Here is a 15282-nt window from a genome sequence, read left to right as displayed (position 1 = left end):
CAAACAAACATGAAATAAACAAGCTCTCGGAAAGATAAAATACTACACACAACAGTACCTATAAGTAATGCGAGTCTTTGTCTTCAATCCCAAGTTTTGTCTATATTTATGAGGGCGCAAAATCTTTCCGATTTTGCTCTGAGAATAAAAGATAAACCAAAACTAAAAGCTTTTGCTAGGTGAATAACGGAAGTTAAGCGCAAGTTTGCTCCCGCACTACTCATAGCTTAGGCGTTGTGTGTAATATTGCCAATCTAAAGCAAAACTGATAAATGACTGGATTACAATCTGACATTATGAATCTGAGATTAGATTTAAAAAAAATAAAGATTTTATTGGTCATTCTGACTTTAATACAAATTGGATATCTAATTATCAGTTTTATGGACCCAAAGTTGTGGATAAAACTCGACATTGAGTTCAAGGCAAATTGGTTGATTTTGGGTCTGCATCTAATTGTTACGGGTATTTTCATATGGTTCAATTGGAAAAGGATGCCATTTGCAAGAAAAAGCAAAATAAATAATACTTTTCTAATCTTGTTTCTAGGAATTATTGGAATGTGGTTATGGATTCCAAACAAACATGAAATAAACAAGCTCTCGGAAAGATAAAATACTACACACAACAGTACCTATAAGTAATGCGAGTCTTTGTCTTCAATCCCAAGTTTTGTCTATATTTATGAGGGCGCAAAATCTTTCCGATTTTGCTCTGAGAATAAAAGATAAACCAAAACTAAAAGCTTTTGCTAGGTGAATAACGGAAGTTAAGCGCAAGTTTGCTCCCGCACTACTCATAGCTTAGGCGTTAGCGTCCAAAGTACCTTAAAATAGCTTACTCGGGCGGAGAGTTACGCGGAAATAACTTAAAAAGCCAAGGCTAGGTGCCATCCCATCTTTTTAAAATTGTTTACCAATCTGTACGCAAGGAGAACGCACAGTTCGACCGAAGGCATGCTTATGCTGTCTATAGAAATGGCTGTGCTAAGTAATAGTTTTCAGTTGCCTGGGCTCGACTCGAAAAAACAATTTTAAAAAGGGTCAGGGGCATTTTAGGAAGGACAAGCACTGATCGCATGGTATGGACGGCACTACGGACGCTAACATGGGCTATAATTCAGTCTTGCATTCTTCAAAAGATAAAATTCATTACTTTTAATCCGGCACGATTTCATTACCGGAAAATCCTAGCGGATTTCCCAGACCGAAATCATAGCCTAAACGTTGTAAAACATACTACCAAATTTAAGGGACCAACCTAAATTCAACAAAATATTTTGAAAATAGTAACTTTTAAGTTACCTTTGGGTGATGGAAAAAGTAAGGGAAGTTATCCAGTATAAAGGGTATTTCGAAGAATTCTTGCTCAAACAACCGAAAAAGGTTCAGGACAAGATATTTAAAGTAATCGAAATAATCGAGACTTATGAAAGAGTTCCCTCCACTTATCTGAAAGCACTTGTCGGAACTAAAGGACTCTACGAAGCCCGAATAAAATTAGGCTCGGACATTTGGAGAGTCTTCTGTTTTTTCGACAAAGGAAAATTGGTAATACTCTTGAACGGATTTACCAAAAAATCGCAGAAAACACCAAAAAAAGAAATCGACAAAGCGGTCGGACTAATGAATTCATACTATGAAGACAAAAACAAATAAGATGGACACCAAGAGTTGGAAAGAAATCAAGGACACCGTTTATGGAAAAAAAGGAACGGAACGTAGAGACGGATTGGAAAGAGATTTTGAGTCTTTTAAAATCGGTTTGCTTTTGAGAAATGCACGGGAAGAAAAAAACCTTACGCAGGAACAACTGGGCGAATTAGTAGACAAAAAACGGACTTATATTTCACGAGTAGAAAACAATGGCAGCAATCTGACCTTGAAAACGCTTTACGAAATTGTGGAAAAAGGTCTTGGCGGAAAAGTTACGATTTCAATCGAAGTGTAAAAAAAGTACGTTTTACAACAATACCTATAGCAAATAGGGCGGTAAGTTCTGAATCTAAAGGCTTGGGCGTGTTTGCGAAGTCCGCCAAATCTTTTGATTTGGCTTTTAGAATAGATAAAATAAAAACAAAATAAAAAAGCTTTGGCTAAGGGCTTGGCGGAAAGATAAGTGCTTATCACCTGCCCTACTTGCCATAGCCGAGACGTTAGCTGCAAGCTTATAAAACCTAATAAAATGTATCTTAAACCAATCGCGTTGTTCCTTTTATTATTCACAGTAATAACGGAGGCTTATTCTCAAACCGATTTAGCTTTAAACGACACTATTATTTACGATTCAGTTGACCAGAATCCCATATTAATTTCTGACTCAAAATATATTGAATTAGAAAATATACAGGAATTTATAAATGCCAATTTGATCTACCCTGATACCGAGTTGGATTGCCAAGGAAAAGTATTTATTTCAATAATTATTGAAAAGGACGGCACTGTCGGATTCAAAAAGTTTGATAGGCATCTGTGCACTCCTTTTGACGAAAAATCTATGGAAGTGGTTGACCTAATGAAAAGATGGATCCCAGGTAAAATGAATGGTATTTCCGTTAGAACTAGAATAAAATTACCTATTACATGGCGGTTGGAATAGAAAAGCCGGCAGCTAATAACTAAGTATTCGGCCCGCCGATAGGCCAGGGCTGAATATCTTGTTGACGGATCCGGTCTCCCTCTATGGGGAAAGCCTTCTTTTTAGCGTTTTTTATGGAGTCGTATTTCGGCAGACTTGCCGTGCTTTTGTATTGACAATTGAACTTCGGCATTTTTCTAGTGACCTAAATCCAACTTTTGCGCCAGTTTGGCGAACCGTCCTGTTTCTTTTTGGTTTAACATTTACCTTAAGGCATAGCGCTTCTGCCTCGCGGTTTGCAAGTAGTTCCTATGGTTGATTCGTAAACGTCAGCAATTCCTTCCAGCATTGGGGAGGTCCACGCCCGTCGAAGGTCATAACGGTGACCAATTTTCCCTTTTTGCAGATAGGACACTTCCCTTTGAGCAATGGTGGCTTTTCCACTTTGAGTTTTAGCGGCTCTGTGGCCAGCATATCTTGAAGGGCGGGTAGCTTTTCTTTTTTCCAGCTACTGCTCAAGATACCGTAATGCCGTATCCGTGTAAAACCCTTGGGCAGAACATGCAGTGCAAATCGGCGTACAAATTCGTATGTGGAGAGTTTGAGCAGTTCCTTTTGGCCTCCTTTTTTGTAGTTCTTCATCTGGAAAGTTACCGTTCTGTTCGCCTTGTCCAATTGTTTGATCCGATAATTACTAATGGCTATCTTATGCGTATACCTGCCTAGGTATTCCACTACATATTTTGGTGTATGGAACTGCTGTTTCGCATACACTACCCAATTTTTATCAAAGAGTTTATTGTAAGTTTCTTTTGGAACGGGCAGTTTTTTCTTACGTAGCAATGCGACATATTTTGCACGGAACACGACGCTCATCGATTTCACATTGAATAGGTACTTCCCCTTGTTTTTAGCTGGTTTCCATTTGCCGGATCTGTTCACTCCGCCACCGGGGACAATACAGTGCAAGTGGGGGTGCAGGCTCAGGTTTTGGCCCCATGTATGAAGGATGGCGATCATACCCATCTGTGCGCCAAGGTATTTTGGGTTCGCACCGAATTGTACAAGGGTTGCCCAAGCCGCTTTGAACAGGCTCCCATAGATTATTTTCGGATGGGATAGGGCATAAATATTCAGCTCTGCGGGCAGGGTAAACACCACATGGAAATAAGGCACACTCAGAAGTTCGCTTTCCCGCGCCCGTATCCACCCCTCCCTTTTATGTCCCTGACAGGTAGGACAATGACGATTCCTGCAACTGTTGTAACTGATGTGGAGTTTATGGCAGCAATCGCACTTATCTATATGTCCTCCCATAGCAGGTGTCCGGCATCTACGAATAGCATGTAGGGTACGCCTATGCCAGCCTGTACATACGTGCGACGAAATCTGGTCCTGCTCCATCTCCAGCACATCGGCTACCTTGAAGTGGCTGCGCATTATTCAAATAGCGTATCGAGCGGGCTGAACTTGTGCGAACTCCCAGTGTTTGCAACGTGTAGGTATACCAATGTTGTCTCGATAAAAGCATGTCCCAAAAGCTCTTTCAGGCTTATAATATTGAGACCTGCTTCCAGCAAATGCGTAGCGTAGGTGTGACGCAGGCAATGGGCGGTAATGGTCTTGTGGGTGTTTACCTTACTCCTGTTTTCTTTGATCACCCATTGTATCCCAGTGGTGGTAATGGGCCGTGGTGCCCCATTGTCGGTTACCTGACTGTTGAAAAGGAAGGTTTTGGGAGATTCTGTTTCAATATATTTTTTTAGCCCTCGTGCCAAGTGTTTGCTAAGGGGCAGGTACCGATCTACTTTGCCCTTTTGCTTTTTCACAAAAACGGTCTGTCGGTCAAAATCGACATCGCAAAGGCGCAGTGCGCAGAGTTCGTAGCTCCTTAGACCACAACCGTAGAGCATCCCGAGTATCAAACGGTGTTTTAGGTATTTTGGCGTTTTTAGTAGGATCCGTACTTCGGCCTTGCTTAGCACTACGGGCAATTTATTCTGGCGCTTTATTTGCGGAAGCTTGACATGCCTTTCTTTTATTCCCAAGACCTTATAAATGGCACGAAGACCGAAAACGGTATGCTTAAAAAAGCTCTCAGACGGAGTCTTGTGCAAGTTCTTGCAATGAAAAAGATAATCATCGATCAACTCGGTAGAAAGCGCCTCCGGGCTTTGCTTGTAATGGAGGGCCAAATGTGCCAGGCACCGCGTGTAGTTGTTCAAGGTACTCTCGGCCTTGCCATTGATTGTGAAACTCTTTTGTAATTCCCTGCAAAGGTTTTCAAAGCCAGGAACTACATCGATAGCGGTCTCTACTATCGTTTTACTTTTTTTTATACATAACAGTAAATTTTAAGTGTACTATAAATATAAGAAATGTTGTATTTTGCTCTGGAAAGGCTTCCGACCGGTAGGGAGGATTCGTTCAACAAGGGCTATAATTCAGTCTTACATTCTTCAAACAATAAAATTCATTACTTTTAATCCGGCACGATTCCGAACTGAAAAATCCTAAAGGATTTCCCAGACCGAAATCATAGCCTAAACGTTGTAGGTAATCTGACAAAACGAAAATGAAAACTTTTGAATATAAAGACCCAACAGTTGAAAATGGAAAATACATTGTATTTGAAATCGGAGACTGTGAATTTGTTAATCCGATAGAATATTATCGAGATGCTTATATTCAAAAACAAATCAGAATGTATTGGGCGATTTCACCAGGTTTGAAAAAAGAATTTGAGAAAAAGAAACTTGAGATGAGTGATCCCGAGATTCAAAGACTCTTTGAAAAGAGAGCTCTTTCCGATTGGGAAGAGTTTTTTTCTGAAAAATCCACAACCGAGATAAAACCAAATTATCTGGGACTTTTAGAATCGGAAAAAAAATCTGACCAAGAAAAGTTACTTAAAGGACAAACTATATCAACTTATGAGCTATTTGCTTTTATCATTTACTCTTATAAAGAATTTGGACTTACATTCAGCCAATATACTTTTCGTCATACACAAAAAGGAGTTGACCCAACCGATTTAACCGATTTCACTCACATTAAAGAAGATGGAACTGTGGCTACAAGTCGAGAAACAGAATTGTCGGACGGACAGTTAAAACAAGCTATAGAACACAGAGTGGTTATGGTTGCAAAATTTATTGGAGATAATGAAAATTGGCATTGTTTCTTTACTAACTATAAAAGTCTAAAAGGGAAAGAGAAAGCATATAAAGGTGGACAACCGCATTTTCATTATATCTCAAGTAAATGGGGACTGACTAAGGAACAGGCAATAGAACAGTTAAGTAAAAGAAAATATAAACTGCCTACAATGCCACATTTGGACTATGAAAAATAGAAAAAGACTACCTACAACAATGTATCCTATGAAAAGCACTAGTCCAGTTCTCTAAAGTTAATATTTTATCCTTTAACTATCTCATAATATTAGTTTTAAACGTATTGAATTATGAATGAGGCTGTGCATCATTTAAAATTCAATACCATATAACTTGCTCGGCATCCTATATGTGATCCACGTCTTAGCAGAAGTGGTCACCAGCATCTGTATGATTATAAGTTATAATAAGCCTGGTCACTTGCTAACCGATGTGATACATGGGTAATGTCCACCTACATTGTTTTGTGATCCAAGCAAATCTACTATTCTTGGTGAGCTTAGTTATTGTATTACCGTTCATCCTCTTAATTTTATTCCAATACCCCTATCACATAAGGGGTCTCCGTCTTTATTACAGCTAATGTTCTACTTAATAGTTTCCTAGCTACCTTTACAATGACACTCTTCACATTTTTTCCATGATGCTTGCGGTAATAGCCCTGCATCACGGGATCTGTTCGAATAGCCTGCCAAGAAGCTTCTATGAAATAACTTCGTATTAAGCGGTGAGCACGCATACTCACACCGGTATGGCGGACGGTATCACCACTTTGGTAAATGCCCGGCGCCAGACCTACATATCCGGCCAAATGTTTAATATTCTTAAAACGGCGTAAGTCTCCCAATTCACTCAAAATACCACTGGCAACTATTGGACCTATCCCAGGAATACTTCGTAAAAGCATATAATCTTTCTTGAAATGTATTTTAGTATATCGACGCAATAATGTAGAAACATCACGAAACTCCTGATCAATAAACCGAAAGCTGCGCATACGGCTTCGCAAAACTTCATTGCCAGTATCATACTCAAAATCCAGACTATCAACCCAAACCCTAAACTTATGGCTCCAATGGTCGTTATCAAGATCCTGTGGTATGCTAATACCATAATACAACAACTGCATTTTGATATAGCTCTTGATCTGACGCATATCCTTTACCAAATCATTCCTACGACGAAACAAACTACGTAATTGCTCTCTACATTTATCTGGAACACATATACTACTCAGTCTGTCATCTTTTAATTCACGCGCTATAAGCTGCGCGTCTATTCGGTCTGTCTTAGTGTGACGCTCCTTGCCCTTTCTGAAAATATCGGCTGGATTGACTACCAATGAGCGCCAACCGTAACTTACAAAGCAACGATGTGCGTGGTACCCGCAGCAGCCTGCCTCATAGGCGGTAGACACTTCATAAGCTGGATAATGTTTGGTTACATATTCCAAAAGCAATTCCGCATGAGGCTGCATGCTAAAAGTCTTGCCGGATGAAAGATCAGTCGCACAATGTACTTTCCAACTACGCTTGTGTATGTCGATACCAATGAATAACTTAGGTGTAGCAGTAATTTGAGTGTTCATATCTTTAATTTTTAGTTCATCTTAAAGATACTCGACTTACTGCTTTTACATAGATGCTAAGCGTAATGCGGTCTGAATCGCTAAAATTCAGTATTTTGGCATCTATCAAGGTTTAGTGTGGGCGGACAGTGAATCGCTTTGAAATCCCGCACTACTCATAGCTCGGGCGTTGGCGAACATTCCCAAAATTCGCAAGATTGACTCCTTAAACTAACTTTTAATTTGTAAAAAAAAAAAATACTTAAGACCAAAATAAAACAATTAAGACTGATTATACAGATCATTGTTTAAACGTTGGTATGAATAGGAAAAATTACGCAATATCATTAATTGTACGTATATTTGTACTTAATTAAATACAATATTATGCAAATTACAACTGTTTCTGATTTCAGAAAGGATATTAAAACTTATTTGGACAGAGTTGCAAAAAACTTTGAAACTTTGATTATAAATCGTGGCAAAGATTCTGGAATTGTAGTTATGTCCCTTCAGGAATATAATTCTCTAATGGCAACTAATCATGAATTATCTTCTCGTAAGAATGAAATGAGATTAGATTCCGCAATCGAAAAATTGAAAAGTGGAGTGTCTTTCAATAAGGATTTAGCCGTAGATTAAGATGAAATATATGTTTGTTGACGAGTCTTGGGAGGATTATCTTTATTGGCAGAAAACTGACAAAAAGAAATTAAAAAAAATAAATGAACTTCTCAAAGATATAGCTAGAAACCCTTTCGACGGAATTGGGAAACCTGAACCACTGAAGCATAAATATGCTGGATTTTGGTCAAGGAGAATCGATAGCGAGCACAGATTGATCTATCAATATAATGAAGGCGAAATTTTAATCGCAAAGTGCAGATTTCACTACGATTAAAAAAAAAGCTGCTAATAACTAAGTATTCGGCCCGCCGATAGGCCAGGGCTGAATATCTTGTTGACGGATCCGGTCTCCCTCTATGGGGAAAGCCTTCTTTTTAGCGTTTTTTATGGAGTCGTATTTCGGCAGACTTGCCGTGCTTTTGTATTGACAATTGAACTTCGGCATTTTTCTAGTGACCTAAATCCAACTTTTGCGCCAGTTTGGCGAACCGTCCTGTTTCTTTTTGGTTTAACATTTACCTTAAGGCATAGCGCTTCTGCCTCGCGGTTTGCAAGTAGTTCCTATGGTTGATTCGTAAACGTCAGCAATTCCTTCCAGCATTGGGGAGGTCCACGCCCGTCGAAGGTCATAACGGTGACCAATTTTCCCTTTTTGCAGATAGGACACTTCCCTTTGAGCAATGGTGGCTTTTCCACTTTGAGTTTTAGCGGCTCTGTGGCCAGCATATCTTGAAGGGCGGGTAGCTTTTCTTTTTTCCAGCTACTGCTCAAGATACCGTAATGCCGTATCCGTGTAAAACCCTTGGGCAGAACATGCAGTGCAAATCGGCGTACAAATTCGTATGTGGAGAGTTTGAGCAGTTCCTTTTGGCCTCCTTTTTTGTAGTTCTTCATCTGGAAAGTTACCGTTCTGTTCGCCTTGTCCAATTGTTTGATCCGATAATTACTAATGGCTATCTTATGCGTATACCTGCCTAGGTATTCCACTACATATTTTGGTGTATGGAACTGCTGTTTCGCATACACTACCCAATTTTTATCAAAGAGTTTATTGTAAGTTTCTTTTGGAACGGGCAGTTTTTTCTTACGTAGCAATGCGACATATTTTGCACGGAACACGACGCTCATCGATTTCACATTGAATAGGTACTTCCCCTTGTTTTTAGCTGGTTTCCATTTGCCGGATCTGTTCACTCCGCCACCGGGGACAATACAGTGCAAGTGGGGGTGCAGGCTCAGGTTTTGGCCCCATGTATGAAGGATGGCGATCATACCCATCTGTGCGCCAAGGTATTTTGGGTTCGCACCGAATTGTACAAGGGTTGCCCAAGCCGCTTTGAACAGGCTCCCATAGATTATTTTCGGATGGGATAGGGCATAAATATTCAGCTCTGCGGGCAGGGTAAACACCACATGGAAATAAGGCACACTCAGAAGTTCGCTTTCCCGCGCCCGTATCCACCCCTCCCTTTTATGTCCCTGACAGGTAGGACAATGACGATTCCTGCAACTGTTGTAACTGATGTGGAGTTTATGGCAGCAATCGCACTTATCTATATGTCCTCCCATAGCAGGTGTCCGGCATCTACGAATAGCATGTAGGGTACGCCTATGCCAGCCTGTACATACGTGCGACGAAATCTGGTCCTGCTCCATCTCCAGCACATCGGCTACCTTGAAGTGGCTGCGCATTATTCAAATAGCGTATCGAGCGGGCTGAACTTGTGCGAACTCCCAGTGTTTGCAACGTGTAGGTATACCAATGTTGTCTCGATAAAAGCATGTCCCAAAAGCTCTTTCAGGCTTATAATATTGAGACCTGCTTCCAGCAAATGCGTAGCGTAGGTGTGACGCAGGCAATGGGCGGTAATGGTCTTGTGGGTGTTTACCTTACTCCTGTTTTCTTTGATCACCCATTGTATCCCAGTGGTGGTAATGGGCCGTGGTGCCCCATTGTCGGTTACCTGACTGTTGAAAAGGAAGGTTTTGGGAGATTCTGTTTCAATATATTTTTTTAGCCCTCGTGCCAAGTGTTTGCTAAGGGGCAGGTACCGATCTACTTTGCCCTTTTGCTTTTTCACAAAAACGGTCTGTCGGTCAAAATCGACATCGCAAAGGCGCAGTGCGCAGAGTTCGTAGCTCCTTAGACCACAACCGTAGAGCATCCCGAGTATCAAACGGTGTTTTAGGTATTTTGGCGTTTTTAGTAGGATCCGTACTTCGGCCTTGCTTAGCACTACGGGCAATTTATTCTGGCGCTTTATTTGCGGAAGCTTGACATGCCTTTCTTTTATTCCCAAGACCTTATAAATGGCACGAAGACCGAAAACGGTATGCTTAAAAAAGCTCTCAGACGGAGTCTTGTGCAAGTTCTTGCAATGAAAAAGATAATCATCGATCAACTCGGTAGAAAGCGCCTCCGGGCTTTGCTTGTAATGGAGGGCCAAATGTGCCAGGCACCGCGTGTAGTTGTTCAAGGTACTCTCGGCCTTGCCATTGATTGTGAAACTCTTTTGTAATTCCCTGCAAAGGTTTTCAAAGCCAGGAACTACATCGATAGCGGTCTCTACTATCGTTTTACTTTTTTTTATACATAACAGTAAATTTTAAGTGTACTATAAATATAAGAAATGTTGTATTTTGCTCTGGAAAGGCTTCCGACCGGTAGGGAGGATTCGTTCAACAATATGTATAAGCCATGGCTTGTTCTCGCCTACTTACGAAAATCCTCGCGGATTTTCTATTTGGTTTGTATTTGCTAAATTAGTTGCTAAAACACGCAACGAAATCATACACAAACACGTTGTAACACATTATGAGAAAAATTCTGATATTATTAGTTATGACTTCAAATTTAGTTGAAGCACAGTTTATAAAGGAAAAATCAATAAATGCCCAAATTGGATATGGACTTAGTGTGCCATATAATAGCGTTGATGAAATAGCTGATGATGGCTTTTTTGCTCAAGGAGAATTAGTAATGAAAGTCGCTTCATGGATTGAATTTAGACCTTATGCAGGCTTTATTTTGACAAGCTCGAATGGAAAAGACCTAAATGATAATCCGACTGATGACAAAGCAGAATCAAAAGCTTTTTTGCTTGGGGGAAAAGCAAGAGTGCGTGCGCCAATTCCTTGGGTAGCACCATACATTGAAATTGGAATAGGAACATCGATTGGAAAATTTGAAACATTAACAACATTTGACAATATTGACAAAAGCGGAATTATTTATCATATCCCTTTTTCGTTTGGACTAGAATTAGGGAAAAATAATAACGTTGATTTAGGATTTACTTATTACTTTCAACCATCCGTAGAACAGTTTGTTGGAGCATTTGCAGTTGGAATTACATTTCCGTTGAATAATAAAAAATAACGTGTTACAGTCGAGTAGGTAAAGGGGAGTCTCACCCCTAAACCTCTCACAGAACCGTACATGAACCTCTCCATTCATACGGCTCTTGTCATACAGTCGGTAAGGCCCAAATAGTTAGACCAGTTTGTATCCCAATTCCCAATGATAGAACAAATTTGGATATGACTTTGTAATAAATCGAAGCCATTTTACGGCTTTGATCTTGCTTCCCTTGAAGCTTTTATACTTGTTCAATATCCATCTGATCATACGATTGTGCAGGTAATAGAACACTGGTTGCAAGCTCCTACGGCTTATCTTTCCGTAATACTGGACCCAACCGCGAATCTTGGGGTTCAGCAGATTTGCTAAATCCTGTATCCCACGTTGGGTTTTTTTATGGAAAGCAAGTTTACGGAGTTCTCCCGTGATTCGAGCCTTGGATTTTCGGCTCATTTTACAATCAAACTGAAGGAAGCTTCCGCCCTTTTTCAATCTGATGGATATACTGGAGCATGCTGACCCCTCTAAAGCCTAATCAATAGGTAACTGCCGTTCTGGCGGATGCTGACCCTCCTTAGAAAAAGAAGATAGCCAAATTTTCAAATTATTCCGGAGCATGTTGACCCCTCTATTTATTAGGGAGCATACTGAGGACCCGCTTGTAAGGTAGCTCAAAAATGTTCTACTTTTTAAATAGAGCAAATCCTACATTTGTTTGTTGACATTGTTTTACCAAAACAAAAAAAGCGGACTCCTAAAAGTCGGCTTCCCCTTTGTGCACGCGGAGAGACTCGAACTCTCACACCTCACGCACTAGATCCTAAGTATACTGAAAGTACAGTTGTCAAAATATTAGAAATTATTTACAAGGAGCAAGTATTTTTTCATTTACAAAATCATATACAATTATACTGTCCAATCGTACATGATAGGACCACAAGATTTCTAAGCCTAGAATTATACTTTAGCAAAAAAAAAGTAAAATGGATTTCAAAAAAGCACGCTGAAAGCACGCTGTAAAACAAAAAAGACAGCTACAAATTTATGTAACTGTCTGATTTTTAAGTGGTCCCACCTGGACTCGAACCAGGGACCACCTGATTATGAGTCAGGTGCTCTAACCAGCTGAGCTATAGGACCATTTCCTTTCTTGATTTCTCCATTAGAACGCTGAACTCCTAATGGTACAATGAGGAACCGCAATTTGCGGATGCAATATTACTATTTATTTTTCTAGGCTGCAACAAAAACTTTAGAGACTAATGGTCTTTTTTTATTTCAAGGACCTTAACAATCATTCCATCCCCCATTCTACGGGTGGTGAGGGAGCTTCTTGACAAAGTTCAATAAGCACTCCATTAGTGCTTATTGGGTGCAAAAAAGCCACCAACTTATTGTCTGCTCCCTTCTTGGGGGTCTGGTTCAACACCGTAAACCCCTCTTTGGTAAGTCGCGCTATTTCTGCTTCAAGATCATCTACTGCAAAGGCCACATGATGTATACCTTCGCCCTTTTTCTCCAAAAATTTGGCAATGGGACTCTCCGGACTAGTCGCTTCAAGCAATTCAATTTTGTTGGGGCCCGATTTAAAGAATGAGGTTCTAACTCCTTCTGACGATACTTCTTCGATTTTATAATGAGATACTCCCAACAGTTTTTTAAACAACGTATTAGAAGCCTCCAAATCATGGACTGCTATTCCCACATGTTCAATTTTTTTCATCCTTCGGCAAATTTAGCTAACTAATTCAGTTTACTCTCCATAGGTGATTTTCAGTTTTTGGCTGTCGTTCCTTTCTACCCTATCAAAAATACAACTTTCCATACTCTTATTCTTAAGAAGATAAGGTGAGTTGTGCTGCGACCAGTATTGAGTCTCTTGGTCGGGCCAGACAACACGAACTTCATTTCACTTAAATTTCGGAGCCGGTGAGTCAGTGGATTCGAAATAACTTACTGTAAACAATTATCAATGCTACCATAGACTTTAGAAATTGAACATTAGAACTGATTTTTATTTTTAACTTTTCAACCATTTTAGGCCCTTCCGTCTACTATTCCCAAAAACACCAACAAATGTACCTTCCATTAACTTAGAAGGTACAGCTCAGGCCAGAGGGAGGAATTGAAATACTTGCCTTTAAAGAACATTCTAAATTTTTCTTCTCAACACCATATCAACATAACCTCATTCCTAAATTAACCCATTATCTAATTAAGCACACCACCCCTTTACCTTTGAACATTCGCCTTTAAGACCGGTTTATTTTAACCCTTCATCTCCTTAACATCATTACCACCAAACCTCCCAACATCTTCTAATCCAAATATAGTCATAGAATCTATTCAATTATATCGTATTTTTGCAGTATGGAAACACAAAGACAAAAGAAAATAGGTGGGGTTATACAGAAAGATATCGCCGATATTCTACAGCGTGCCGCAACCGATGGAGGTTTAAGGGGTACCCTTATTTCAGTATCCAAAGTAACGGTCACCACAGACCTTTCCATTGCCAAAATATATGTCAGTATCTTTCCGGCCAATAAGGGCGCGGAGCTGTTGGAAGGAATGAAATCCAATCAACCCATAATAAAGCACGAACTATCACAGCGTACCAGAAATCAATTGCGACGTGTACCAGAATTATTGTTCTTTTTGGACGATTCGCTGGAATATATAGATGGCATTGAAAAATCCCTTAAGGGTGAAGAAAATCCAGTTAAAAATCCTGATTTATTGGAAAAAAGGAAAAAAGCTTAAGATTGAACTTCCCTTTATACATCGCAAAGCGGTACCTGCGTTCCAAGAGTAGCCAAAATGCGGTGAATATTATTAATTTTATTACCTTTTTGGTCATTGTTATTGGATCGGCGGCCCTGTTTATAGTACTCTCGGGTTTTGCTGGACTAAAAACCTTTAGTCTTTCCTACACCAGTATGGTAGATCCTGATTTAAAGGCGTTACCGAGTACCGGAAAATTCTTCAACATCACAGCAGAACAAAATCAAGCATTACAAGAACTCCCAGGTGTAATTGCCTATTCCAAGGAATTGGAAGAAAAGGTATACCTAACCCACGAACATAAATCACATATCGCCTACATAAAAGGAATAGATTCTACCTATTTAAAAACTACTCCCATAGACAGTAGTGCGTATTTTTATGGGGACTGGGAAATTAATGCCTTACAAGGGGTAGCCGGACAGGGAGTGGCAAATCTTTTAGGGTTGAGTATCAACAATTTTAGAAGTCCGTTGCTTATACGGGTGCCAAAACCTGGAAAAGGATTATTGGGGCAGCGACAACTAAAAGATTCCTATAACGAGGCCTCCTTGGTCATCAGTGGGATCTATCAAATAGAGGAGGAACTAGATCGAAAATATATATTTGCGGATCTTCCCTTGGTACAAGCATTATTGGAGAAAGACAGTACACAACTTTCGGGAATCAATTTTAAACTACAAGAAAAGGCCAATATTCCCGAATTACGCAAGAAAATCAACGCTATTTTCTCTGATAAGGTGGTCCTTAAAGACCGTACAGAATTGAACAGTACCTTGCACCGGATGTTGAATACCGAAAATTTGGCTACCTATCTAATTTTCACCTTAGTACTTATTATTGCCCTTTTTAATGTAGTTGGGGCTATTATAATGATGATTTTGGACAAGCAACAAAATTCTAAAACCTTGTACAATTTGGGAACTACTATTAAGTCGCTTAGGCGCATTTACTTTTTACAGGGCTTGTTGGTCACCGGAATGGGCGGTTTTATAGGGGTGCTTTTGGGATCCTTATTAATTGGGTCTCAATTGGAATGGGGCTGGTTAAAAATAACGCCCACACTAGCCTATCCCGTGGAATACAACTTTTTAAATGTATTGGTAGTTCTTGGTACCATTTTGGTGTTGGGCATCTTTGCCTCCCTGATCGCAAGTAGCCGAATCAACAAGAAACTGATTACCCAATAG

General features: G+C 39.9%; 14 protein-coding genes, 1 tRNA gene and 2 pseudogenes. 9 read left to right on the top strand and 8 right to left on the bottom strand.

The window, feature by feature from the left end; all coding sequences use genetic code 11:
* Window positions 1–1313 precede the first annotated feature (1313 nt).
* The 3 genes from KCTC52924_RS06710 to KCTC52924_RS06700 all read left to right on the top strand — a co-directional run bounded on the left by KCTC52924_RS06710 (window position 1314) and on the right by KCTC52924_RS06700 (window position 2598).
* Window positions 1314–1658, top strand: a complete 345-nt coding sequence (locus tag KCTC52924_RS06710) for a type II toxin-antitoxin system RelE/ParE family toxin (RefSeq protein ID WP_089895945.1) — start codon at window positions 1314–1316, stop codon at window positions 1656–1658.
* A gap of 1 nt (window position 1659) precedes the next feature.
* Window positions 1660–1950, top strand: a complete 291-nt coding sequence (locus tag KCTC52924_RS06705; RefSeq protein WP_089895954.1) for a helix-turn-helix domain-containing protein — start codon at window positions 1660–1662, stop codon at window positions 1948–1950.
* A 234-nt stretch (window positions 1951–2184) separates the two neighbouring features.
* A complete protein-coding gene (locus KCTC52924_RS06700) occupies window positions 2185–2598 on the top strand; it encodes an energy transducer TonB (RefSeq protein WP_251807353.1) in 414 nt (137 codons plus the stop codon).
* Between the two features lie 288 nt (window positions 2599–2886).
* Here the strand turns inward: KCTC52924_RS06700 and KCTC52924_RS06695 are convergent.
* Window positions 2887–4108, bottom strand: a pseudogene (locus KCTC52924_RS06695) (IS91 family transposase).
* On the bottom strand, window positions 4017–4802 hold the full coding sequence (locus KCTC52924_RS06690) for a tyrosine-type recombinase/integrase (protein WP_251807357.1): 786 nt from the start codon (window positions 4800–4802) through the stop codon (window positions 4017–4019). Before KCTC52924_RS06690 ends, KCTC52924_RS06695 begins: the two are co-directional and overlap by 92 nt.
* Before the next feature lie 350 nt (window positions 4803–5152).
* Between KCTC52924_RS06690 and KCTC52924_RS06685 the strand changes: the two genes are divergently transcribed.
* Complete coding sequence (locus tag KCTC52924_RS06685) at window positions 5153–5932, top strand: hypothetical protein (RefSeq protein ID WP_251809430.1); 780 nt, start codon at window positions 5153–5155, stop codon at window positions 5930–5932.
* Between the two features lie 353 nt (window positions 5933–6285).
* Here KCTC52924_RS06685 and KCTC52924_RS06680 read toward each other — a convergent pair whose 3' ends face one another.
* Window positions 6286–7341 (bottom strand): IS110 family transposase, encoded by a 1056-nt coding sequence (locus tag KCTC52924_RS06680; protein WP_251808814.1) that lies wholly within the window; start codon window positions 7339–7341, stop codon window positions 6286–6288.
* 366 nt (window positions 7342–7707) lie between these two features.
* Between KCTC52924_RS06680 and KCTC52924_RS06675 the strand changes: the two genes are divergently transcribed.
* Together KCTC52924_RS06675 and KCTC52924_RS06670 are read left to right on the top strand one after the other, a co-directional pair.
* Window positions 7708–7962 (top strand): type II toxin-antitoxin system Phd/YefM family antitoxin, encoded by a 255-nt coding sequence (locus KCTC52924_RS06675; protein WP_251809432.1) that lies wholly within the window; start codon window positions 7708–7710, stop codon window positions 7960–7962.
* 1 nt (window position 7963) lies between these two features.
* Entirely contained in the window at window positions 7964–8221 is a 258-nt protein-coding gene (locus KCTC52924_RS06670) for a Txe/YoeB family addiction module toxin (RefSeq protein WP_251809433.1), read from the top strand.
* Window positions 8222–8508: 287 nt separating this feature from the next.
* Here the strand turns inward: KCTC52924_RS06670 and KCTC52924_RS06665 are convergent.
* Together KCTC52924_RS06665 and KCTC52924_RS06660 are read right to left on the bottom strand one after the other, a co-directional pair.
* Window positions 8509–9730 (bottom strand): annotated as a pseudogene (locus KCTC52924_RS06665) (IS91 family transposase).
* Window positions 9639–10424 (bottom strand): tyrosine-type recombinase/integrase, encoded by a 786-nt coding sequence (locus KCTC52924_RS06660; protein WP_251807357.1) that lies wholly within the window; start codon window positions 10422–10424, stop codon window positions 9639–9641. The pseudogene KCTC52924_RS06665 and the gene KCTC52924_RS06660 overlap by 92 nt, the downstream one beginning before the upstream one ends.
* 338 nt (window positions 10425–10762) lie before the next feature.
* Here KCTC52924_RS06660 and KCTC52924_RS06655 point away from each other — a divergent pair, with 338 nt between their 5' ends.
* Window positions 10763–11326 (top strand): hypothetical protein, encoded by a 564-nt coding sequence (locus tag KCTC52924_RS06655; protein WP_251807359.1) that lies wholly within the window; start codon window positions 10763–10765, stop codon window positions 11324–11326.
* Window positions 11327–11440: 114 nt separating this feature from the next.
* Here the strand turns inward: KCTC52924_RS06655 and KCTC52924_RS06650 are convergent, their stop codons facing one another.
* From KCTC52924_RS06650 to mce, 3 genes are all read right to left on the bottom strand, one after another.
* Window positions 11441–11761, bottom strand: coding sequence for a group II intron maturase-specific domain-containing protein (locus KCTC52924_RS06650; protein ID WP_251807658.1), 321 nt, complete (start codon window positions 11759–11761; stop codon window positions 11441–11443).
* Between the two features lie 613 nt (window positions 11762–12374).
* A tRNA-Ile gene (locus tag KCTC52924_RS06645) sits at window positions 12375–12448 on the bottom strand.
* Between the two features lie 154 nt (window positions 12449–12602).
* Entirely contained in the window at window positions 12603–13031 is a 429-nt protein-coding gene (gene mce / locus KCTC52924_RS06640) for a methylmalonyl-CoA epimerase (RefSeq protein ID WP_251807361.1), read from the bottom strand.
* Between the two features lie 647 nt (window positions 13032–13678).
* Between mce and rbfA the strand changes: the two genes are divergently transcribed.
* Window positions 13679–14071 (top strand): 30S ribosome-binding factor RbfA, encoded by a 393-nt coding sequence (rbfA, locus tag KCTC52924_RS06635; RefSeq protein ID WP_251807363.1) that lies wholly within the window; start codon window positions 13679–13681, stop codon window positions 14069–14071.
* A 2-nt stretch (window positions 14072–14073) separates the two neighbouring features.
* Entirely contained in the window at window positions 14074–15282 is a 1209-nt protein-coding gene (locus KCTC52924_RS06630; protein ID WP_251807365.1) for an ABC transporter permease, read from the top strand.

The sequence above is a fragment of the Arenibacter antarcticus genome, assembly GCF_041320605.1.
GTDB classification, from domain to species: domain Bacteria; phylum Bacteroidota; class Bacteroidia; order Flavobacteriales; family Flavobacteriaceae; genus Arenibacter; species Arenibacter antarcticus.
This window is presented reverse-complemented; position numbering and strand designations above follow the sequence as displayed.

What these genes read in the sequence shown, in the direction of transcription:
- KCTC52924_RS06655 (WP_251807359.1), top strand. Translation starts at nt 10,763, where the DNA reads ATGAGAAAAATTCTGATATTATTAGTTATGACTTCAAATTTAGTTGAA.
- KCTC52924_RS06650 (WP_251807658.1), bottom strand. Translation starts at nt 11,761, where the DNA reads ATGAGCCGAAAATCCAAGGCTCGAATCACGGGAGAACTCCGTAAACTT.
- mce (WP_251807361.1), bottom strand. Translation starts at nt 13,031, where the DNA reads ATGAAAAAAATTGAACATGTGGGAATAGCAGTCCATGATTTGGAGGCT.
- rbfA (WP_251807363.1), top strand. Translation starts at nt 13,679, where the DNA reads ATGGAAACACAAAGACAAAAGAAAATAGGTGGGGTTATACAGAAAGAT.
- KCTC52924_RS06685 (WP_251809430.1), top strand. Translation starts at nt 5,153, where the DNA reads ATGAAAACTTTTGAATATAAAGACCCAACAGTTGAAAATGGAAAATAC.
- KCTC52924_RS06675 (WP_251809432.1), top strand. Translation starts at nt 7,708, where the DNA reads ATGCAAATTACAACTGTTTCTGATTTCAGAAAGGATATTAAAACTTAT.
- KCTC52924_RS06700 (WP_251807353.1), top strand. Translation starts at nt 2,185, where the DNA reads ATGTATCTTAAACCAATCGCGTTGTTCCTTTTATTATTCACAGTAATA.
- KCTC52924_RS06670 (WP_251809433.1), top strand. Translation starts at nt 7,964, where the DNA reads ATGAAATATATGTTTGTTGACGAGTCTTGGGAGGATTATCTTTATTGG.
- KCTC52924_RS06705 (WP_089895954.1), top strand. Translation starts at nt 1,660, where the DNA reads ATGGACACCAAGAGTTGGAAAGAAATCAAGGACACCGTTTATGGAAAA.
- KCTC52924_RS06680 (WP_251808814.1), bottom strand. Translation starts at nt 7,341, where the DNA reads ATGAACACTCAAATTACTGCTACACCTAAGTTATTCATTGGTATCGAC.
- KCTC52924_RS06710 (WP_089895945.1), top strand. Translation starts at nt 1,314, where the DNA reads ATGGAAAAAGTAAGGGAAGTTATCCAGTATAAAGGGTATTTCGAAGAA.